The 20,718-nt window shown below is 69.9% G+C and carries 15 protein-coding genes; 8 read left to right on the forward strand and 7 right to left on the reverse strand.

The window, feature by feature from the left end; genetic code table 11:
• Positions 1 to 178: 178 nt before the first annotated feature.
• The 4 genes from lanKC (at position 179) to J5226_RS06080 (ending at position 6,963) form a co-directional block, all read left to right on the forward strand.
• Positions 179 to 2,911: a class III lanthionine synthetase LanKC gene (gene lanKC, locus J5226_RS06065; RefSeq protein WP_215838951.1), complete on the forward strand. Its 2,733-nt coding sequence runs from the start codon at positions 179 to 181 to the stop codon at positions 2,909 to 2,911.
• On the forward strand, positions 2,908 to 4,662 hold the full coding sequence (locus tag J5226_RS06070) for an ABC transporter ATP-binding protein (protein WP_215838952.1): 1,755 nt from the start codon (positions 2,908 to 2,910) through the stop codon (positions 4,660 to 4,662). Before lanKC ends, J5226_RS06070 begins: the two co-directional genes overlap by 4 nt.
• Positions 4,663 to 4,857: 195 nt before the next feature.
• Positions 4,858 to 6,282 (forward strand): HAMP domain-containing protein, encoded by a 1,425-nt coding sequence (locus tag J5226_RS06075; RefSeq protein ID WP_215838953.1) that lies wholly within the window; start codon positions 4,858 to 4,860, stop codon positions 6,280 to 6,282.
• A 27-nt stretch (positions 6,283 to 6,309) separates the two neighbouring features.
• Positions 6,310 to 6,963, forward strand: a complete 654-nt coding sequence (locus tag J5226_RS06080) for a response regulator transcription factor (protein ID WP_215838954.1) — start codon at positions 6,310 to 6,312, stop codon at positions 6,961 to 6,963.
• 243 nt (positions 6,964 to 7,206) lie between these two features.
• Here J5226_RS06080 and J5226_RS06085 read toward each other — a convergent pair whose 3' ends face one another.
• Together J5226_RS06085 and J5226_RS06090 are read right to left on the reverse strand one after the other, a co-directional pair.
• Positions 7,207 to 8,652, reverse strand: coding sequence for a S41 family peptidase (locus J5226_RS06085; protein WP_215838955.1), 1,446 nt, complete (start codon positions 8,650 to 8,652; stop codon positions 7,207 to 7,209).
• A 292-nt stretch (positions 8,653 to 8,944) separates the two neighbouring features.
• Positions 8,945 to 9,856, reverse strand: a complete 912-nt coding sequence (locus J5226_RS06090) for a LysR substrate-binding domain-containing protein (protein ID WP_215838956.1) — start codon at positions 9,854 to 9,856, stop codon at positions 8,945 to 8,947.
• A 177-nt stretch (positions 9,857 to 10,033) separates the two neighbouring features.
• Here J5226_RS06090 and J5226_RS06095 point away from each other — a divergent pair, with 177 nt between their 5' ends.
• On the forward strand, positions 10,034 to 11,017 hold the full coding sequence (locus J5226_RS06095; protein ID WP_215840336.1) for a YeiH family protein: 984 nt from the start codon (positions 10,034 to 10,036) through the stop codon (positions 11,015 to 11,017).
• A 156-nt stretch (positions 11,018 to 11,173) separates the two neighbouring features.
• Here J5226_RS06095 and speE read toward each other — a convergent pair whose 3' ends face one another.
• The gene (gene speE, locus J5226_RS06100; RefSeq protein ID WP_215838957.1) at positions 11,174 to 12,025 is read right to left on the reverse strand and encodes a polyamine aminopropyltransferase; all 852 of its coding nucleotides are present in this window, start codon (positions 12,023 to 12,025) and stop codon (positions 11,174 to 11,176) included.
• Positions 12,026 to 12,321: 296 nt separating this feature from the next.
• Here speE and speA point away from each other — a divergent pair, with 296 nt between their 5' ends.
• The 3 genes from speA to J5226_RS06115 all read left to right on the forward strand — a co-directional run bounded on the left by speA (position 12,322) and on the right by J5226_RS06115 (position 15,576).
• Positions 12,322 to 14,211, forward strand: a complete 1,890-nt coding sequence (speA, locus tag J5226_RS06105) for an arginine decarboxylase (protein ID WP_215838958.1) — start codon at positions 12,322 to 12,324, stop codon at positions 14,209 to 14,211.
• A gap of 9 nt (positions 14,212 to 14,220) precedes the next feature.
• Positions 14,221 to 14,475 (forward strand): YciI family protein, encoded by a 255-nt coding sequence (locus J5226_RS06110; RefSeq protein WP_215838959.1) that lies wholly within the window; start codon positions 14,221 to 14,223, stop codon positions 14,473 to 14,475.
• A 117-nt stretch (positions 14,476 to 14,592) separates the two neighbouring features.
• Positions 14,593 to 15,576 (forward strand): NAD(P)-dependent oxidoreductase, encoded by a 984-nt coding sequence (locus J5226_RS06115; protein WP_345778198.1) that lies wholly within the window; start codon positions 14,593 to 14,595, stop codon positions 15,574 to 15,576.
• Positions 15,577 to 16,120: 544 nt separating this feature from the next.
• On the opposite strand, the gene J5226_RS06120 is transcribed toward J5226_RS06115, so the two are convergent.
• The 4 genes from J5226_RS06120 to radC all read right to left on the reverse strand — a co-directional run bounded on the left by J5226_RS06120 (position 16,121) and on the right by radC (position 20,604).
• On the reverse strand, positions 16,121 to 16,510 hold the full coding sequence (locus tag J5226_RS06120; protein WP_215838961.1) for a hypothetical protein: 390 nt from the start codon (positions 16,508 to 16,510) through the stop codon (positions 16,121 to 16,123).
• Positions 16,511 to 17,109: 599 nt separating this feature from the next.
• Positions 17,110 to 18,072 carry an SPOR domain-containing protein gene (locus J5226_RS06125; RefSeq protein ID WP_215838962.1) on the reverse strand — a complete coding sequence of 321 codons (963 nt, stop codon included), beginning with the start codon at positions 18,070 to 18,072 and terminating at the stop codon, positions 17,110 to 17,112.
• Complete coding sequence (argS, locus tag J5226_RS06130) at positions 18,073 to 19,761, reverse strand: arginine--tRNA ligase (RefSeq protein WP_215838963.1); 1,689 nt, start codon at positions 19,759 to 19,761, stop codon at positions 18,073 to 18,075.
• 168 nt (positions 19,762 to 19,929) lie between these two features.
• A complete protein-coding gene (radC, locus tag J5226_RS06135) occupies positions 19,930 to 20,604 on the reverse strand; it encodes a DNA repair protein RadC (RefSeq protein ID WP_215838964.1) in 675 nt (224 codons plus the stop codon).
• Positions 20,605 to 20,718 lie beyond the last annotated feature (114 nt).

Raw genomic sequence — 20,718 nt, forward strand, 5'->3', positions numbered from 1 at the left:
CGCTTCCAAGCCTTGCCTCCGCGGCCGCGGCCGCGACGCTGCTCGCGCAGCGATCCCTCCGATCCCCGTCGGGCCCGATATGCAGGACTCCGGATTCCTCCCTCCGTGACGCCGCAGCGACGCGAGCCCGATGGCGCGTCCACGGGCCCGCCTCGACACCGCTCAAGCGAGGCAGGACATGCAAGACCTCATCATCCCGGACAAGATGGACTACCTGCTGGCCGACAGGGAGTTCTACGAACCGCTGTCGCGCTACCCGGCCCAATTGCGCGATCTGCACGAACCGCTGCGGCGGATCCTGCCGCCGGACTGGACCCTGCAGCAACGCAATCTGTGGTCGGACGTCAGCCCGCCGGATCTGCGCTTGCCCGAGCAGGGCTGGAAAATCCATCTGTCCGCCACGCCCGCGCATGCGCCGGCGATCCTGATGACGGTCGCGCGCATCCTGTTCGCCAAGGGCGTGTCGTTCAAATTCATTTCCGACCGCACCCTGCTGTCGATCGTCAACGGCAAGCGCTGGGGACGCGGCGGCGCCGGAAAATTCATCACCGTCTATCCCAACGACCAGGAACAATGCGGCGAGCTGCTCGAAGCGCTGCACGCCGCCACCTTGGGCTATTGGGGCCCGTACATCCTGTCGGACCGGCGCTATAAGGACAGCCGCATCGTCCATTACCGCTACGGCGGCATCCAGCCGATCAAGCGCGCCGGCGTCAACGGCAAGGCGGTGCTGGTCATCCGCGACGGCGACGGCGAATTCGTCGACGACGAGCGCACGCCGTACTTCAATCTGCCCAAGGGCGTGACCGATCCGTTCCAGCCGCCGGAAGCGCCGCCGGAAGAAGGCGAGTCCGGCGCGCTCAAGAGCGGCCGCTACAAGATCGAGTCGGTGCTGGCCTTCAGCAACTCCGGCGGCGTGTATCTGGCCCAGGACCGCGACCAGGGCGACCGCCAGGTGCTGATCAAGGAAGCCCGGCCGTACACCAACATCTCCACTCGCGGTCTCGACGCGGTGCAGCTGCTGAAAAAGGAACACCGCCTGCTCGGCGTGGTCGCCGATCTGCAGTGCGCGCCGCAGCCCTACGACTTCTTCATGGATTGGGAGCACGCTTATCTGGTCGAGGAGTTCCTCGAAGGCTACAGCGAGCTGCGCTCTTACCTGGGGCGGATTTCGCTGTCGCTGCGCACCCGGCCCGACGCGCAGGCCAGCGCCGAGTTCTACCGCAAGTACCGCCTGCTGTTCGCCGAACTGGCGGGCATCGTCGGCCGGCTGCACGAGCGCCGGATCATCTTCAGCGACCTGTCCTTCGCCAACGTCATGGCCCGCGACGCCGAGGACGGCAGCGTGGACATCAAGCTGATCGACTTCGAGGGCGGTTACGAGGAAGGCGTGGACGTGCCCACGCATCTGTTCACCCCCGGCTTCTCGCCGGAAGAGTTCGAGGCCCGCGGCAGCGCGCGCTACGAGGACGATTACTACGCGCTGGGCTGCCTGATGATGGCCGGGCTGTTCCCGATGAATTCGCTGATGGTGCTCAACCGCGAAGCGCATCTGAACTACATCGAGGCGTTCCAGCAGGATTTCGGCCTGCCCGAGCCGATCGCCGCGCTGATCCGCCGGCTGCTGGACCGCGACCCGGCCCAGCGCCCGCGTCCGCAGGAGATGATCGACGTGCTCGCCGAGGACTTCGAGCCGGGCGTGCCCGACATCGGCGCCGGCGCGTTGGAGCGGCTCGATTTGGCCGCCACCACCGGCGGGATTCTCGACTACATCGATTCGGTCGCCAGCTTCGACCGCGAAGACCGGCTGTATCCCGCCGATCCGGCGGTGTTCGAGAGCACCCCGCTGAGCCTCGCCAACGGCGCCTGCGGCGTCGCCTATGTGATGCACAAGCTGCGCGGCGAAGTCGATCCCAAAGTCATGGACTGGATCCGCGCCCGCAAGACGCCGCGCGAAGCGCTGTCGCCGGGCTTGTTCACCGGCCTGTCGGGCATCGCCTGGACGCTGCTGGACATGGGCCACGGCGAGGAAGCGCGGGCGATGTTGGCCAAGACCCGCGACCACCACTTGCTGTGGCGCTCGCCGGACGTGTTCAACGGCGCCGCGGGCTGGGGCCTGACCCAACTGCGCTTCTACGCCGAAACCGGCGAGGCCAGCTATCTCGACCAAGCCCTGCTCGCCGGCCGCTACTTGCTGGAGAGCCGCGAGTTCGAGGACGACGACCGCAGCCGCTGCTTCTGGACCGCGCCGGAAGGCGTCTCGGCCAGCTTCGGCCACGGCGCCGCGGGTATCGCCACCTTCCTGCTGTATCTGGCCCAGGCCAGCGGACAGAAGCTGTTCCTGGAGATCGGCCGGCAAGCGCTGGAATGGGTGCTGAGCAAGGGCATCGACAATCCCGACGGCGGCTTGAGCTGGTGCGCGCGCGAAAGCACCCGCTCGTACACGCCGTACTGGCGCTGGGGCAGTTCCGGCGTCGGCCGCGCGCTGCTGCGCTACTGGCACGTGACCGGCGAGGAGCGCTACGCGCAGGCCTTGGACCGGATCCTGATCGATTGCGACCGCAAGTACACGATCTATCCCGGCTACTTCTTCGGCATCGCCGGCATCGCCGAACTGTGCCTGGACATGGCCCGGTTCCCGCGCTGGGAAGCGCAGGCGCTGGCCAGCACGCGGCGCGTGCTCGCCGGTTGCATGCTGTTCCCGTTCGAGCGCAACGGCGGCCTCGCCTTCCCCGGCGAATCGCTGAGCCGGATCAGCTGCGACTTCGGCACCGGCAGCGCCGGCATCGCCTTGGTGATGCATCGTTACCTGACCCGCGGCGGCGCCTCGTTCATGGTCGACGAGCTGCTGCCCGGCTGGAACCGCGAAGACCGTCCGGCCCCGGCCGAGACGGAGCGGGCGGTGGCATGAACGCGCCCCTGGACGCGCCGGTGCCCGCGCCGCGTTCGCAACTGCAGCGTACGGCCGCGATGGCGCGGCCGTACCTGCGCGGGATCTCGCTGTGTCTGGCGCTGATCCTGGTGGCGATGGGCATCCAGCTGTGCCTGCCGCTGGGCGTGCAGTTGATCTTCGACCGCGTCCTCAACGCCGGCGACAAGACCTATCTGCATCTGGTCGCCGGCGGTCTGCTCGGGTTCTTCGTGGTGCGTTCGCTGCTGAGCTACTTCAGCCAGTATCTGCTGCAGCGCATCGGCGATGTGATCGTGGTCGACCTGCGCGCGCGGCTGTTCCGCCATTACCTCGACCTGAGCCTGGGCTACCACCACAACCAGAACGTCGGCGATCTGCTGTCGCGGCTGAGCAACGACGTGGCCGCGCTGCGCAACGCGATCTCCAACCTGGCCGTGGCGTTCCTGACCAATCTGTTCCAACTGGCCGGATCGACCGTGGTGATGCTGCTGATGAACTGGCGGCTGGGGCTGATCGTGCTGATGGTGAGCCCGCTGGTGTCGTTGACCACGCGCGCGTTCTCGCCGCTGTTCCGCAAGCTCGCGGCGCAGTTGCAGGACGATCTGGCGCGCTCCAGTTCGATCGCGCAGGAATCGCTGACCGGGATCGAGGTGACCAAGGCCTTCGGCCGCGGCCCGCACGAAGCCGAGCGTTACGGCGCGTCGATGCGCCGGTTCCTGGCCACCGCGCTGGGCGCGCGCAAGGTCGATTCCGCGTTCAACGCGCTGGTGGCGTTCCTGACCTCGTTCGCGACCATCGCGCTGTTCTGGTACGGCGGCATCGAAGTCGCCGACGGCCGGCTCAGCGCGGGCACCTTGGTGGCGTTCTTGCTGTATTCGCAGAACGTGACCCAGGGCATCGCCGGCATCGCCCAGCATTACTCGTCCTTCAGTCAGGCCGCCGGCGCGACCAAGCGGGTGTTCGAGATCCTCGACACCCAGCCGGAGATCGCCGAGCGCGCCGACGCGGTGGCGCTGCGCGAACGCCGCATCGCGGTCGGTTTCCACGGCGTGGGCTTCGCTTACCGCGCCGACGTGCCGCTGCTGATCGGGATCGAGCTGCAGGCCCGGCCGGGCGAGACCGTGGCCTTGGTCGGCGCCAGCGGCGCGGGCAAATCGACCTTGCTCAAGCTGGCCGCGCGCTTGTACGACCCGAGCCAGGGGCGGGTGACCTTCAACGGCCGCGACCTGCGCGAGTACACCTTGCAATCGGTGCACGACGCGGTGGCGATCGTCTCGCAGGACGTGTTCCTGTTCGGGCTGAGCGTGCGCGAGAACATCCGCTACGGCCGGCTCGGCGCCAGCGACGCCGACGTGGAAGCCGCCGCGCGCGCGGCCAACGCGCACGAGTTCATCGAACGCTTGCCGGAAGGCTACGACACCCATGTCGGCGAGCGCGGCGTGCAGCTCAGCGGCGGCCAGCGCCAGCGATTGTCGATCGCCCGGGCCTTGCTCAAGGACGCGCCGGTCCTGTTGCTGGACGAGGCCACCTCGGCGGTGGACAACCACTCCGAGCGCTTGATCCAGCAAGCCATCGAGCGGCTCAAGGCCGACCGCACCACCTTCGTCATCGCGCACCGCTTGGCGACCGTGCGCGACGCCGACCAGATTCTGTTGATGAGCGGCGGCCGCATCGTGGCGCGGCCGAGTTACCGCGAACTGATCGCGCAGGACGCCGGCGCGCGCGCGCCGGCGGTCGCCGACGTGGCCTGAGCGTCCGGCCCGCCGCTGCAGGGGCCGGTGGGAGGCCGGCGGCGGGCCGGACTGCTCTTTTCGCGACGCGCGCTCCGCGGCGCAGCGCCGAACGTGGCGCGAAGCGCGCGCGGCGGCGCCGTTAGGACTTTCGACCGATGCGGGCGGCCGCGGCCGCCCGCGACACTCGCCTGTCTTCGCGAGCGCGAGCGCCCCGTGTCCCTGCTGCGTTTCCTTCGCCCCCGCGGCCTGTTCGTCAAGCAGGTGGTGAGCTTCTTCTTCGCCTTCATCGCGGTGTGGTTCGTCGCCGGCATGATCGATGTCTGGATGGCGAGCGCGCGCTTCGAGCGCGACGCGCGCGGCTTGCTCGACCGCGCCGACTTCGCCGCGCTGGCGGCGCCGGCCGGCCGCGTCGATCTGGCCGATCCGGTCGCCTGCCGCCGCTTGGCCGACACGGTGCTGTGGGCGCTGGCCGATCAGGGCGTGCGCGAGGTTTCCGACTTCGTCGATCTGGTCGCTTACTTCAAGGACGGCCGCTTGAACGTCAGCGTGCTCGACCGCGGCCGCATCGCCTGCGCCACCGCGCCGTCGCCGCTGCCGCTGCTGCAGCGGGCGCTGCAGGCCGAGCTCGCGGCCGGCGCGGCGCGCGGCAACGCGGTGCTGCACGGCGAGGACCAATGGGCGATGACCCGGCGGGTGTCGCTCGGCGGCGGGCGCGAGGCGCTGGTCGGCATCAACTACTGGCCCGGCTGGGCCACCGACACCGATTACGTCGTGCCTTACGACCTGATGCGCACGTTCTTGTACGCGCTCGGCATCGGCACCACCTTCGTCGCGCTGTGGATGTGGCTGCTGCTGCGGCGCGTGCGCCGCGCCACCCAGGCCGCCGACCGTTGGGCCGAAGGCGATTTCTCGGTGCGCATCGCCGACCGCTCGCGCGACGAGTTGAGCGCGCTGGCCGAACGCTTCAACCGCATGGCCGATGCCTTGGGCCGCACCCTGCATCTGGAGAAAGCGCTGGGCGGATCGCTGGAGCGCAACCGCATCGCCCGCGACCTGCACGACACCGCCAAGCAGCGCAGTTTCGTGCTCGGCCTGAAGCTGGCCGAGCTCGAACACGACGCCGGCGGCGACGAACGCCTGCTGCGCACCATCGCCCAGGCGCGCGCGTTGGCCGACCGCTTGCAGCAGGATCTGGTCGATGCGGTGTCCGGCTTCAACGCGCCGGCCATCGCCGAACTGGGACTGCGCGAGGCGCTGACCCGCAACATCGACGATCTGCTCGGCGGCTCCGGCATCGCCTGGAGCCTGGACTTGCCGGTAGAACTCGAAGAGCGACTGCGCGCGCACCCGGCGCGGGCGCAGGAGCTGCTGATGATCGCCCACGAAGCGGTCGCCAACGCGCGCCGCCACAGCGGCTGCCGGCGCGTGCGCGTGGCGGGCGAACGCCATGGCGGGCGCTGGCTGTGGAGCGTGGAGGACGACGGCCGCGGCTTCGATCCGGCCGCCGCGCCTTTGGGCATGGGCTTGGCGAATCTGCGTTGGCGCGCCGATCAATTGCCGCACGGGCAGCTCAAGATCGTCGCTTCCGGCGCGGGCACGCGGGTGCGCGCCGAATTCGACGCCGACGCGCCGGCCTGAGCGACGACGACCCAGGAGCGAAAACGGATGGAAACGACGACATTGTTGGTGGCCGACGACCACGCCGTGGTGCGCGAGGGTATCCGCAGCCTGCTGCGCCTGGCGCCGGGCTTCGTGGTGGTGGCCGAGGCCGACGACGGCGAGGACGCGGTGGCGATGGCGCGCATGCACGTGCCCGACGTGGTGCTGCTCGATTTGATGATGCCCGGCATCGGCGGCGTCGCCGCCGCGCGCGGCATCCGCGCGGCCAGCCCGCGCAGCCACATCATGGTGCTGACCTCCTCCGACGACGAGGCGCTGGCGTTCGCCGCGATAGAAGCCGGCGCGCAGTCGTTCCTGCCCAAGTCGACGCGCGGCGAAACCCTGCTGCAAGCGATCCGCCACGCCGCGCTCGGCGAATCGACCCTGCACCCGTCCATCGCCCGGCGCATCCTCGAACGCATGCAGCGCGCGCGGCGGCCGGCGGCGGATCCGTTCGCGCAGCTGACCGAGCGCGAGCTGGACGTGCTGCGGCGATTGGCCGAGGGTGGCAGCAATGCGCGGATCGCGGCGAGCCTGGCGATCAGCGAGAAGACGGTGAAGGCGCATCTGAGCAATCTGATGTCGAAGCTGCAGGTGACGGATCGGACTCAGGCGGTGGCGTTCGCTTGGCGCGAGGGATTGATGCGCAAGAAAGAATGAGCGCGCGGCCGGGCCGTGTAGGAGCGGCGTGAGCCGCGACCGCAACCGTTCCGGCGCGATGAAAGCTTCGCGGCAGTTGCATTGCCGCGGTCGCAGCTTGCGCAGCGCCTACAGTCGGATACGAAACTGCCCGGAGCCCCCTGTAGGAGCTGCGCAAGCTGCGACCGCGCCAATGCAACCGCGACGAACCTCCAACCCAGCCCCGACCGCCGGATCGCTCCGGCGGCCGACGCTCTCAACCCCTCACCGCCCCGCCGCCCACTGCGCCGTACGCCGCAAGGCCCGCCCGTAGCTCCCCGCGCTCTCCTTCGCCGGATACACCGCCGCCGCCAGATCCGGCGGCAACCCGCGCGCTTCGTACGATTCGCCCCACGCGTCGCGGTACACCTCGTTGGACAGGCTGAAGCTCCAGCCGTTCGGCAAGAACTTCGCCAACCCGTCGGAGAAAATCCCCTGCGTCGGCTGCCCGACCTGCACCACCTGCGGCAACGCCCGCATCATCAGGGTGAAGGTCTCGCCGGCGCTGCAGGTGAATTCGCTGGTCAGCAGATACACCGGCTTGAGGTAGCGCGACGTCCCGCCCGGCGCGATCCGCAGCGGCTGCGGCTGCACGCGCGGATCGGGGTAGGGGTGCTTGCGGTAGGCCAGCCGCTCGCGGTCGGCGAAGCGTGAGGCGATCTCGGCCGAGACCAGGTCCAGCCCGCCGAGATTGTGGGCGATGTCGAACACCAGCGCGCGCGTGCCCTGCAGGTGCGACAGCGCTTCGTCCACCGCCTGGCCCGCCGCGGCGCGCTGGGCTTCCTCGCTACCGCCGTAGCCGGCCATCGCGGTGACCGCGAGATAGCCGACGTTGCCGGGCAGCCGGCCCCACACCACGCGGCCGTCGAGCGCGCTGCCGCGCGTGCCGGGCAGCAGCTGCGCGTCGGCCTGCACGCGTTCCTGCGCGATCCAGGTCTGCATCCAATCCAGGAACGATTCGGGCTGCGGCGGCAGTTGGTCGTAGCGCTGGCGCAGACGGGTGAAGTGGGCGCCGCGCTGGCTCTGGATCTCGAAGCCGCGGCCGTCGATTTCGCCGAGCAACGCGGTGTGCAGATCGTCGACGCCGCGCAGCAGTTCGGCCATGACCGGCTTGAGCTCCGCGTCGCTGCGCGCGCGCGCGGCGCTCGGGCGCAGGCGGGCGATGCGCGCGTTCCAGTCGAGATGGCGTTCTTGGTTGTAGGCGTACAGGCGCTTGAGCGTCAACGACACCGCGTCGAAGGTGTAGAGCGGTTTGCTCCGGTCGAGCGGCGCGGTGCAGGCGGCGGGCAGGCGCGGCAGCTCGACCGCGTGCAGCTGCGTGGCTTGCGGCGAACTGGCGATGATGAAGTCGCGCGGCCGCGGCGAGCGCGCGTAGTAGCGGACGACCTTGTCCAGGATCGTGTCGCTGTCGGCCGGCACCCGCCAGCACAGGCCGTCGGCGTATTGGTACATCGAGGCGCCGCTGGCGGACAGCGCGTAGATGTCGCCGTAACCCGGCACGGCCCAAATGCCGCGCGCGCCGGCGGCGATGGCGCCGTTGGCGACGACGGGATGCAGGGCCGATTCGGGCACCGGCGGCAGCGTGGGAGGGGCGGCGAAAACCGGCGCGGCGGCGAGCAAGGCGGCCGCGGCGAGCGCGCAGCGGCGCGGAGCGGAGAAGACGGGTTTCATGGCAGTGGGGGAGCGGCGCCGCGGAGTGCGGCGAGGCCACGCTAGGCGGCGCGCGCCGGCGCCGGCATGGGTCGTGCGATCTAGCGGCCGCGACGTTGAGCGTAGCGGCGGCTAGGCCGAACGGCCGTTGCGCGCGCCGCGCGCCGCACGCGCGCAGGCGTTCGCGCACGGGTGAACGCGCGCCAACGCGCGATGCGCTCGGGCGAGGGGCATCGGTTTCGATGTGCTTCGTTCAGGCGCGCGAACGGCTGCGCGATACCGAGGCCGATGCATCGCCTGCGGCGTGCGCCGCTCAGGCGTCGCGTTCGTATTCGAGAAACGCCTGCAAGGCCGGCGCGCGCGGCCGGTTCGCCAGTTCCAGCCGATACAGCGGCCGGCTCAGCGTCTCGTCCTCGCCGAGTTCGACCGGCCGCACCCGCTGCATCAGGATCAGGTCGGCAACGACGGTGGCCGGCAGCAGAGCGATGCCGGCGCCGGCGGCGACGGCACGGGCGATGGCTTCGTTGCTGCCGATCTCGACCGTGCGCTCCGGCGCGATGCCGCGCGCGGCGAACAGCGACTGCGCGACCTGGCGCGTGCCCGAGCCCGGTTCGCGCAGCAGCCAGGTCTGCCGCGACAGGTCGGCGATCGACGGCCGCCGCCGCGCGCCGAGCGCGCTGTCGGCGGCGGCGATCAGGCGCAGCGGCTCGTCGCGCCAATGCGTGGCGGCGATGCGCGGATCGTCCACGCGGCCTTCGACGTAGCCGATGTCGACCGCGCAATCGACCACGGCGCGGCTGATTTCCTCGGTGTTGCCGACGATCAGCTCGGTCGCCAGTTGCGGGTGATCGCGCATGAACGGCCCGAGCTGCTGCGGCAGCCAGTAGGCCGCGACCGTGGTGCTGGCGCCGACCCGCAGCCGGCCGTGGCGCAGCTCGACCCGGTCGCGGATGTCCTCGATGGCGATGCGCTCCAGGGCGAAGATCGCGCGCGCGTGCTCGAACACGGCGCGGCCGTGATCGGTCAGGGCGATGCCGTGGACGCCGCCGCGCACCGCCTTGCCGTCGCTGCCGGTGCGCTCCAGCAGCGGCAGGTCGAGCTGGCTCTCCAGCTCGCGCACCGCCTTGGACACCGCCGACTGGCTCACGAACAACGCCTCGGCCGCGCGCGAGAAGCCTTGTTGCTCGACCACGGTCAGGAATACGCGCAGCAGGTGCAGGTTCATGGCTATGAGCTCAACTCATGGATCCTTGAATTATATGTATTGGACTCCGAAAGAGGGCGAGCCTACCGTGACGCCGTCTTTCCACTTCGAGTACGTGCCGTGTCCGCCCTGAATCCGACTTCGCCCGTCCCCGCCGCCGCCCCGAGCGCGCACCGGCAGCCGGGGTTCTGGCCCGGACTGGCGCTGGCAGCGGCGATCGCGGCCGCGGCCATGGGGCTGGCGGCGCTGCCGGCGCTGCAGGCGGCCGGACTCAGCGCGCTGACCCTGGCGATCGTGCTGGGCATCGTGGTGGGCAATACCGCGTTCCCGTCCATCGCCGGCAAGGTCGGCAGCGGCGTGGACTTCAGCAAGGCCATGCTGCTGCGCGCGGGCATCGTGCTGTACGGCTTCCGGGTGACCTTCCAGGAAATCGCCGGGGTCGGCGCGGCCGGGCTGGCGGTGGACATCGTCGTGGTCGCCGGCATCTTCTGCCTGGGCACCTGGCTGGGCACGCGCTGGCTCAAGCTGGACCGCGAAACCTCGATGCTGATCGGCGCCGGCAGCGCGATCTGCGGCGCCGCCGCGGTGATGGCGACCGAGCCGGTGGTGAAGGGGCAGGCGCACAAGGTCTCGGTCGCGGTCGCCACCGTGGTGGTGTTCGGCACCCTGGGCATGTTCGTCTACCCGTGGGCGTATCCCTACCTGGGCTTGAGCGAGCACGCGTACGGCGTGTTCGCCGGTTCGACCATCCACGAAGTCGCGCAGGTCGTCGTCGCCGGCCGCGCGGTGAGCGAGCAGGCCGCCTCGGCCGCGGTGATCGAGAAGATGCTGCGGGTGATGCTGCTGGCGCCGTTCCTGCTGATCCTGTCCTCGCGCCTGGGCGCGGGCGGCGGCGCGGGCGCGGCCAAGTCGAAGATCGTGATTCCGTGGTTCGCGCTGCTGTTCGTCGCGGTCAGCGGGATCAATTCGCTGCACCTGCTGCCGGCCGCGGCGAAGGCGGCGATCATCCAGATCGACACGGTGCTGCTGGCGATGGCGATGGCGGCGCTGGGACTGCGCACCCACATCGGCGCGATCAAGCAGGCCGGCGCCAAGCCGATGCTGCTGGCGGCGATCTTGTTCGCGACGCTGACGGTGGGCGGCTATGCGCTCAACGTCGGCGCGGCGAAGCTGTTCGGGTAAGTCCTGTGTAGGAGCTGCGTAAGCTGCGACCGCGAAACCGCGCCTACGACGCAAGCACGGTTTCGCGGTCGCAGCTTACGCAGCTCCTACCGTCGTACTACGAAAAAGCCCCGCGAGTGCGGGGCTTTTGGTTTGCGGCGGATGTCGCGAACGCGCTTACTCGCCCAACGCCTGCGCCACGAACGCCGGGGTCGACAGCGCGCCGTGGTGGATGCCGGCGTTGTAGTACTTGGTCGCGAAGCTCTTGGCCTGCGCATCGTTCTGGCGGAACTCGAAGCCGCCGGCCTTGCGCGCCAGGGTGCAGCTCCACCAGCCGGTCGGGTAGCACGGCTGCGGGAACGGCAGGGTCTTGAAGGTCGCAAAGCCGGCCTTGCCCATCTCGGTGCGCATTTCCTGGATCAGCTTGAGCAGCATCAGCGGCGATTCGGACTGCTGGACCAGGATGCCGTCCTCGCGCAGGGCGCGGAAGCAGCTGTCGTAGAAGGCCTTATTGAACAGGCCTTCGGCCGGGCCGACCGGGTCGGTGGAGTCGACGATGATGAGGTCGACGCTGCCGGCCGCACGGTTGGCCATGTAGGCGATGCCGTCGTCGAACAGCAGCTGCGCGCGCTTATCGCCGTTGCTGTCGCACAGCTCCGGAAACCACTTCTCGGCCATGCGCGTGACTTGTTCGTCGATGTCGCACTGCACGGCTTCCTCGACGCCCGGGTGCTTGAGCACCTCGCGCAGGGTGCCGCAGTCGCCGCCGCCGATGATGACCACGTTCTTGGGCGCGGCGTGGGTGAACAGCGCCGGGTGCGACATCATCTCGTGGTAGAGGAAGTTGTCGCGCGTGGTCAGCATCACCGCGCCGTCGATCAGCATCAGGTTGCCCCAGTCGGTGGTCTCGAAGATTTCGATCTTCTGGAACGGCGACTGCACCTCGTCGAGCTTGCGGGTGATGCGATAGCCGATGGACGAGCCGGTCGGCTCGAAGTTCTCGTAGTGCCACTGGGCTTCGTGGGTCATGCGCTTGCTCCTGATAAGACGACGCGGGTGCGGACGGTGGATCGGCCCGCCGGGCGGACGCGGGCGGGCCCGGGCGGCGGCGCCCGGCCGGGGCCGGGCTTGGGGCGCGGATTGTAGCGGACCGGTATGAACGCTCGTCGCGAGGACCGCCGGCGGAAGGCGCCGGGCCGCGCCGCCCGGCCCGCGCCGCGGCGGTTTTTGCCGATCCGGCCGATAAGGGCGCCGCGCGAACGGCCCCCCGGGCGGATGCGGCCTGTAGAATGCGCCTTCCCCACGTTTTCCACGGTAACGCGCCGATGTCCGACTGGTCGCTCGATCAGGCCCGCAAGACCTATTCGATCCCGCATTGGTCCGAAGGCTATTTCGACATCGACGGCGCCGGCCGGATCGTGGTCAAGCCGCGCGGCGAGCGCGGCCCGACTGTGCCGCTGCCGGAAGTGGTCGACGCCGCGCGCGAAGCCGGCGCCAAGCTGCCGCTGCTGGTGCGCTTCCCCGACATCCTCGGCGACCGCCTGAACAAGCTGCAGAGCGCCTTCGCCCAGGCGATGAAGGATTGGGACTACGCCGGCGGCTACACCGCGGTCTACCCGATCAAGGTCAACCAGCATCAGGGCGTGGCCGGCACGCTGGCCTCGCACGCGGGCGAGGGCTTCGGCCTGGAAGCCGGCAGCAAGCCCGAGCTGATGGCGGTGCTGGCGTTGAGCCGGCCCGGCGGGCTGATCGTGTGCAACGGCTACAAGGACCGCGAGTACATCCGCCTGGCCCTGATCGGCCGCAAGCTCGGCATGGAGACCTACATCGTGGTCGAAAAGCCGTCCGAGCTGGCGCTGGTGTTCGAGGAAGCCAAGGCGCTGGGCGTGAAGCCGGGCCTGGGCGTGCGCATGCGGCTGGCGTCGCTGGGCGCGGGCAAGTGGCAGAACAGCGGCGGCGACAAGGCCAAGTTCGGCCTCAGCCCGCGTCAGGTGCTGGACCTGTGGAAGCAGCTGCGCGACAACGGCCTGCAGGATTGCCTGGGCCTGCTGCACTTCCACATGGGCTCGCAGATTTCCAACGTGCGCGACATCGCCAACGGCATGCGCGAGGCGACGCGCTACTTCGTCGAACTGTCCAAGCTCGGCGCCAACGTGCGCTACATGGACGTCGGCGGCGGCCTCGGCATCGATTACGAAGGCACCCGGTCGCGCAGCTATTGCTCGATCAATTACGGCGTCAACCAATACGCGTCGAACATCGTCCAGCCGCTGGCCGAAGCCTGCCAGGAATACGGCCTGACCCCGCCGCGCGTGGTCACCGAGTGCGGCCGCGCGATGACCGCGCACCACGCGGTGCTGGTGGCGAACGTGTCGGAGATCGAGGAAGCGCCCGAAGGCCGGGTGCCGCCCGCGCACGAGGACGAGCCGGCGGTGATCCGCCACCTGCGCGAGATCCACGACGAACTCGGCCAGCGCCCGGCCGTGGAGCTGTTCCACGAGGCCCAGCACCACCACGGCGAGGGCTTGTCGCTGTACGCGCTCGGCCAGATCGACCTGACCCACCGCGCGCGCATCGACGACCTGTTCTACGCCATCGCCCACGCCGTGCGCGCGCGCCTGGACGTGGGCGAGAAGAGCCACCGCGACTTGCTCGACGAGCTCAACGAGCGTCTGGTCGACAAGTATTTCGTCAATTTCAGCGTGTTCGAGTCGATGCCGGACGTGTGGGCGATCGATCAGGTGTTCCCGATCGCGCCGATCGAGCGCTTGAACGAGCGCCCGCAGCGGCGCGGCGTGATCGCCGACCTGACCTGCGATTCGGACGGCAAGATCGACACCTACGTCGAGACCGAAGGCCTGGACAGCTCGCTGCCGCTGCACGCGCTGCAGCCGGGCGAGCGCTACCGCCTGGGCTTCTTCCTGGTCGGCGCGTACCAGGAAATCCTCGGCGACATCCACAACCTGTTCGGCGACACCGACGCGGTGGAAGTGCGCGCCGACGGCGACGGCTACCGCTTCGCCCAGCAGCGCCGCGGCGACACGACCGACGTCATGCTCGATTACGTGGGCTATCAGCTGTCCGAGTTGCGCGCGACCTACCGCGCCAAGGTGGCGGCCGCGGGCTTGCCGGCCGACGAGGCCGCGCGCCTGGAAGCGGCGCTGGAAACCGGCCTGACCGGCTACACCTATCTCGACGACACGCCGTTGGCTTGAGGAGGCGCGATGAACCGCTATTTGGTCATGGTCATGCGCCTGCCGCAGTTCGATACCGATCAGATCGGCCCGCACCGCGAGTTCCTCGACGGCCTGCGCGCGAGCGACCGGCTGGAACTGGCCGGCGGTTTCGCCGACAAGAGCGGCGGCGCCTACATCCTGCGCGCGGCCGACCTGGAGGAAGCGCGGGTGCTGGCGTTCGGCGATCCGCTGCATCTGACCGGTTCGTCGCGGGTGGACGTGTACGAGTGGAAGACGGCCTGAGCGCCGTCTGAGCCGTCCGCGCCGCCCGGCGGACGGGCGCCGCGTTCAGCCGCGCGCGCCTTCGCGCCGGGTCGGCGACAGGACACAATCGATCGCGCCGGCACCGTCCGGCGGCCCGTGGCGCCCGCGCGCCGGGCCGCGACGGCGGGCCCAGGCGCGCAACGCGGCGATGCCGCATCATGGTTTGGCAACAATCAGCGCCCGGACGGGCAGAAGGTCGAAATGAAAGCAGGGGTGATCGGTCTGGGAGCGATGGGCGCGCCGATGGCGCGTTACGTGCACGCCAAGAGCGGGCTGACCGCGGTCGGCAACCGGACTCAGGCCAAGGCCGACGCGCTGGCGTCGGAACTGGGCGTGCGCGCGGCGCGCTCGGCGGCGAACTTCGCCGATTGCGATGTGGTGATCCTGTGCGTCTCGCTCGATGCGGACGTGCTGGAGAACGTGGCCGCGCTGGCCGAGGTGCTCAAGCCCGGCGCGATCGTGGTCGACCATTCGACCGTCTCGGTGGAAACCGCGCGTCGCGCCGCGGCGCTGCTGGGGACGCACGACATCGGCTTCCTCGACGCGCCGGTGTCCGGCGGCGTGGAGGGCGCGCGCAACGGCAAGCTGTCGATCATGGTCGGCGGCGACGAAGCGCAGTTGGAACGGGTGCGCGAGATCATCGGCAGCTACGCCGCGCGCATCACCCACATGGGCGCGACCGGCGCCGGCCAGGCCACCAAGGCGATCAACCAGGTGCTGGTGGCCGGCATCAACGAAGCGGTCTGCGAAGGCTTGGCCCTGGCCGAAAAGCTCGGCCTGGACCCGGACAAGCTGCTGCCGACGCTGATGGCCGGCGCGGCCAGCAACTGGTTCCTCGACAAGCGCGGCGCGACCATGCTGCGCGACGAATTCGCGCCCGGCTTCAAGTGCCAGCACATGCTCAAGGACCTGCGCATCGTCCAAGGCATCGCCCGCGACACCGGCGTGCGCACCGCGACCCTGGACCAGGCCGCGGCCGATTACGCCGAGCTGATTGAACGCGGCCACGGCGAATCCGACACCTCGGCGCTGATCGCGCTGAAGCGCGCGCGGCCGCAGGTGGAGAGCGACGCGGCCTGAGCGCCGCCTCGCCGGCGGTAGGCGCGGCGCAAGCCGCGACCCACCCACGCCAGACAACGACGACGGCGCCTTCGGGCGCCGTCGTCGTATTCGCCGCCCCGACGCGTCTGCTGCGTGGCTTCCTGTAGGAGCGGCGTGAGCCGCGACCGCGCCAACCCGATTGCGGCGCAAGCTTCCCGCGTCGTTACCGCAGAGGAGACGCCGGCTTTGGAACGCCACATGCGTCGTCGTTTAGTCCGCCCCCTGTAGGAGCGGCGCAAGCCGCGACCGCGCTAATCCGATTGCGGCGTAAGCCTCCCGCGCCGTTACCGCATAGAAAACGACGGCTTCGGAACGCCGCACGCGCCGTCGTTTCGCCCGCGCCCTGTAGGGGCGGCGCAAGCCGCGACCGCGCCACTCCGACTACGACGAAGACCGGTCGCCATCGGCGACTCGCGAGAAAAGCGGCTTGGGAAGTGGTTCGTTCCGAACAGCGGCAGCGGCAGCCGCGTAGCTCCGCCCATCGCGGCTTACGCCGCTCCTACACCCAGCCGCTTAGGGCGCCTCAGCGCCGCATCAACCCGTCGCGCCCCAACGCCCCGGCGCGCTTGAGCCCGAACCGCTCGCCGAGCAACGCCCCGCCGAACGCCGCGATCAAGGTCAGCGCGATCGCCAAGGCGTTGAACTTCAAGGCCGCGCCGATCGAGCGCATCGGCGGCGGGCTGTCGGGCAGGGCCATCGACACCACGGTGAACAAGGTCAGCGCCCACATCGCGGCCATCAGCGCGATCGCGATCCAGCGGAACCACGCGTTGCGGGCGAGGGCGCCGCCGAGGAACATCGAGACCAGGGCGGCGAGCACGTCGATCAGGGGCAGCGGTCCGATGCCGGTATCGAGCGCCTGACGCGCGTCCAGCCCGAACAGCTTGGTCAAAATCGCGAACAGCAACAGCATGCCCGCTCCACCCAGGCAGCCCAGAAGAATGCGCTTGTCCATCCCATCCCCAACGACGTGCATCAGCCGGCGAAGTCTATGCGCGGCGTCGGTGAGGCAGGGTGACCGTCGTCGCGCTTGACCGGGCGCGCTGCCGGAAGGCGCCCGCGCGCCGACGCACGGTTGCGCGCGATCGGGATTCTCGGTTGCGTCTGCGCGCGGCGATTCCAGGCGCTGAGGGCGCGGTCGTTTGGGGGCGGGCTGGGAGTTCGGTGCCGTCGTCGATACGGTCGGCGCATGGAAACAGGTGCGGCTCCGGTGTCTTTACGCTCTAAGTCTCGGCGATCTCCACACGAAGGCGCCGCGCTCGACTGATTTCCGGCGTCGGCTGGATCGGACCGAGGCACGCAATATGCGGCGAAGCCGGGCGCGGCATTCGCGCTTGGCGCGCATTGCCGCGAGAGTCTTTATGCATCCGGCGCTTTCCGCTCCATGCCCGGCGATCTCGAACGAACCGCTTCGAGCCCGATGTCCCGCACGCGGCGCTTATTTGGCGCCAAAACGCACAACGCCCGGCAATGCCGGGCGTTGTGGGATGTGCAACCGTCGCGAGGCCGGGCTTACCGCACCTTGATCGCCATTCCCGGCAGACCGCCGTCGGCGAGCTTGCGCTTGGCTTCGGCCAGATCGCCGGCGGTGCCGTACGGCCCCATGCGCACGCGGTAGACCGTCTTGCCGCCGATTTCCGCCGATTCCACCCGCGCGCCGAGGCCGAGCATGGCGATCTTGGCCTTCATTTCCTCGGCCTGACCGGAGGCCTGGAACGCGCCGGCCTGCAGCAGGTAACGGGTGTTGTCGTTGGCGGCCGCCGCGGCGGCGCTGGCCGTGGTCGCGGCGGCGGCCGGCGCGCTGCCGGTGCCCTGGGTCGCGGCGACCGCCGGCGGCTTGGGCGTCGCGGTGGACGGCGGCGGCGTGGCGCTGGCGACCTGGGTCGGCGGCTTGGCCGGTGCCGGCGCGAGGGTGTCCACCGGCTTGGGCAGGCTGACCGTGGCCGGCGCGGCCGTCGGCGTAGTGCCGGCGGTGCGCGGCTGGGCCGCGTTCGGGTTGACGGCCGCGGCCGGATTCGCCGCGGCGTTCTGCGCGTTGCGGCGTTGCTGGGCGGCGCGGCGCTGTTCCTCGGCGGCCTCGGTCGCGGCCAGCTCGGCGTCGCTCATTTCCACTTCGCGGCCGGGCAGCAAGGTGTAGAAGTCGTACTCGGTGCCGTCCTTGGACGCGTCGCCCTTGCCCTGGCCGTTCTTGGGCTTGTCGCCCTTGGCCTGGGCGGTTTCGGCGCGCGCCGGCTTGGCGCTGCCTTCCGGCGCGACCGAATCCTCGTCGGCGCTGACCGCGGCCGGCTGCGCGTCGGGGTTGGGCTGCGGCCGGAAGAAGCCGTCGCCCTTGCCGTCGGTCTTGAGGTACTTGGGAACGACCAGGATCAACACGACCCCGAGCAGCAGCCCGAGCACGCCCCAGGCCCAGCCGGGCAAACCGTCGTTGCTCTGGTGGTTGCGCTTGGCCTGCGATTTGCCGCGTCGTGCCGCCACTTACATCACCTCCGGGGCGCTGATCCCCAACAAATCCAGACCGTTCGCCAGCACCTGGCGGGTCGCCATCGCCAGCGCCAGGCGCGCGTGGCGCTGGGCGGCGTCGTCGACCAGGAACTGGTGATCGTTGTAATACGTCTGGAAGGTCTGCGCCAACTCCAGCAGATACGCGGCCACCTGATGCGGTTCCAGGTCGCGGCCGGCGGCGGCGACGACGTCGGGGTAACGCAGGATCGCGACGATCAACTCGTGCGCGGCGACGTCGTTCAGGTCCAGCGGCTGAGCGAGGCCGTCGGCCTGATCGTAGGACAGGCCGCGCTCGTTCAGCTGGCGGATCAGGCCGTGCATGCGCGCATGCGAAACCTGCACGTAGTAGACCGGGTTGTCCATCGACTGCGAACGCGCCAGATCGATGTCGAAGGTCAGCTGCGAATCGGACTTGCGCGCGACCAGGAACCAGCGCACCGCGTCGCGGCCGGTTTCGTCGATGAGATCGCGCAGGGTCAGGTAGCTGCCGGCGCGCTTGGACAGCTTCACTTCCTCGCCGCCGCGCATGACCGTGACCATCTGGTGCAGCACGTACTCCGGCCAGCCCTGCGGAATGCCGGCGTCGAGCGCCTGCAAACCGGCGAGCACGCGCGCCAGCGAGCCGTGATGGTCCGAACCCAGCTCGGTGATCGCGCGCTCGTAGCCGCGCTGCCACTTGCTCAGGTGGTAGGCCACGTCCGGCACGAAATAGGTGTAGGTCCCGTCGGACTTGCGCATCACCCGGTCTTTGTCGTCGCCGAAGTCGGTCGAGCGCAGCCACAGCGCGCCGCCTTCCTCGTAGGTGTGGCCGTGGGCGACGAGTTCGCGCACGGTCTCCTCGACCTTGTCCTGTTCGTACAGCGCGCTTTCCAGGAAATACACGTCGAAGCCGACGCCGAACGCGGCCAGATCCTGGTTTTGCTCGCGGCGCAGGTAGGCCACGGCGAACTGGCGGATCGCGTCGAGATCGTCGATGTCGCCCTTGCCGGTGACGGTGTGGTTTTCGAACTCGACCGCGGCGCCGTCGAGATACGCGCGCGCCACATCGCCGATGTAGTCGCCGTTGTAGGCGCCTTCCGGCCAGCCGTCGTCGCCCGGCTTGAGGCCGCGCGCGCGCGCTTGGGTCGACACGGCGAGATTGTTGATCTGCACGCCGGCGTCGTTGTAGTAGAACTCGCGCATCACGTCCCAGCCGTTGGCGTCGAGCACGCGCGCGATGCAGTCGCCGATGACGCCGCCGCGGCCGTGGCCGACGTGCAACGGGCCGGTCGGGTTGGCCGAGACGTATTCGACGCCGGCGCGGCGGCCGGCGCCGCTGGCGTTGCGGCCGTAGTTCGCGCCTTGCGCGAAGACTTCGCCGATCTGGCGGCGCCACGCGGCTTCATCGATGTAGAAGTTGATGAAGCCCGGGCCGGCGATCTCGACCTTGCCGATATCGCCGTGGGCCGGCAGCGCGGCCACCAGCTTCTGCGCCAGTTCGCGCGGATTGCCGCGCGCCGGCTTGGCCAGCAGCATCGCGGCGTTGGTCGAGAAATCGCCTTGGCCGCGGTTCTTCGGCCGCTCGATCACGAAATCGGGCGTGGACAGATCGGCCGGCACGGTGCCGGCGGCGCGCAGTGCATCGATGGCCTGCGCGACCAGAGCGTGGAGGGTGGCTTTCACGGGAGATGCGCTTTCGCGGGGCGTTGCGGAACCGCGCATTTTACTCGCTTCCGCGCCGGCTGGGCGGCCTGGAGCCTAGGAGATAGCGGCTAGAAGTTAGGAGATAGTGAACGGCAACAACGCTTCCGGATCCACTATCTCCTAGCTCCTGCCCGCTATTTCCTGCCTTCACATCCACCCCCGCTGCGCCATCGACACCGGCTTGCCGTCGCCGATGACGAAATGGTCGAGCAGGCGCACGTCGATCAGCGCCAGCGCCTGCTTGAGCCGCTGGGTCACGGCGCGGTCGGCCGGGCTGGGTTCGGCGTTGCCGCTGGGGTGGTTGTGGCCGACGATCACCGCCGCGGCGTTGCGCTGCAGCGCCTGCCGCACGACCACGCGCGGGTGCACCTCGGCGCCGTCGACGCTGCCCTGGAACAGTTCCTCGTAGGCGATCACGCCGTGGCGGCTGTTGAGGAACATCGCGGCGAACACCTCGTGCGGGCGGCCGCGCAGTTTCCGCGCCAGATAGCGCCCGGCCGAGGGCGGATCGGTGAAGGCGCTGCCGCGTTCCAGTTCGGCCATCTGGCTGCGCGCGGCCAGCTCCAGCGCGGCCTTGAGCGCGCAGGCGCGGGCCTGGCCGATGCCGCGCATGCGCAGCAGCTTGGCCGGCGGTTGTTCTAGCAGGGTCGCCAGCGGGCCGTGCTCGGCCAGCAGCCGGCGCGCGGTGCCGACCGCGTCGTGGCCGCGCACGCCCGAGCCGAGGATCAGCGCCAGCAATTCGGCGTCCGACAGCGTGGTGGCGCCGCGGGCGAGGAGTTTTTCGCGCGGCCGTTCCGCGCTGGGCCATTCTTGGATTCGCATGGACGCATCCTGCCCAGGCCGGGCACGAACGCGTGATCGGGGCGTCGCGGCCCATCGGGTAAGCTATCGGCCCGGGCGGAGGTAGGAAAACGCCGGGCCGCCGCGGCGGCCGCA

This window comes from Lysobacter sp. K5869 (assembly GCF_018847975.1).
Taxonomy (GTDB): Bacteria; Pseudomonadota; Gammaproteobacteria; order Xanthomonadales; family Xanthomonadaceae; genus Lysobacter.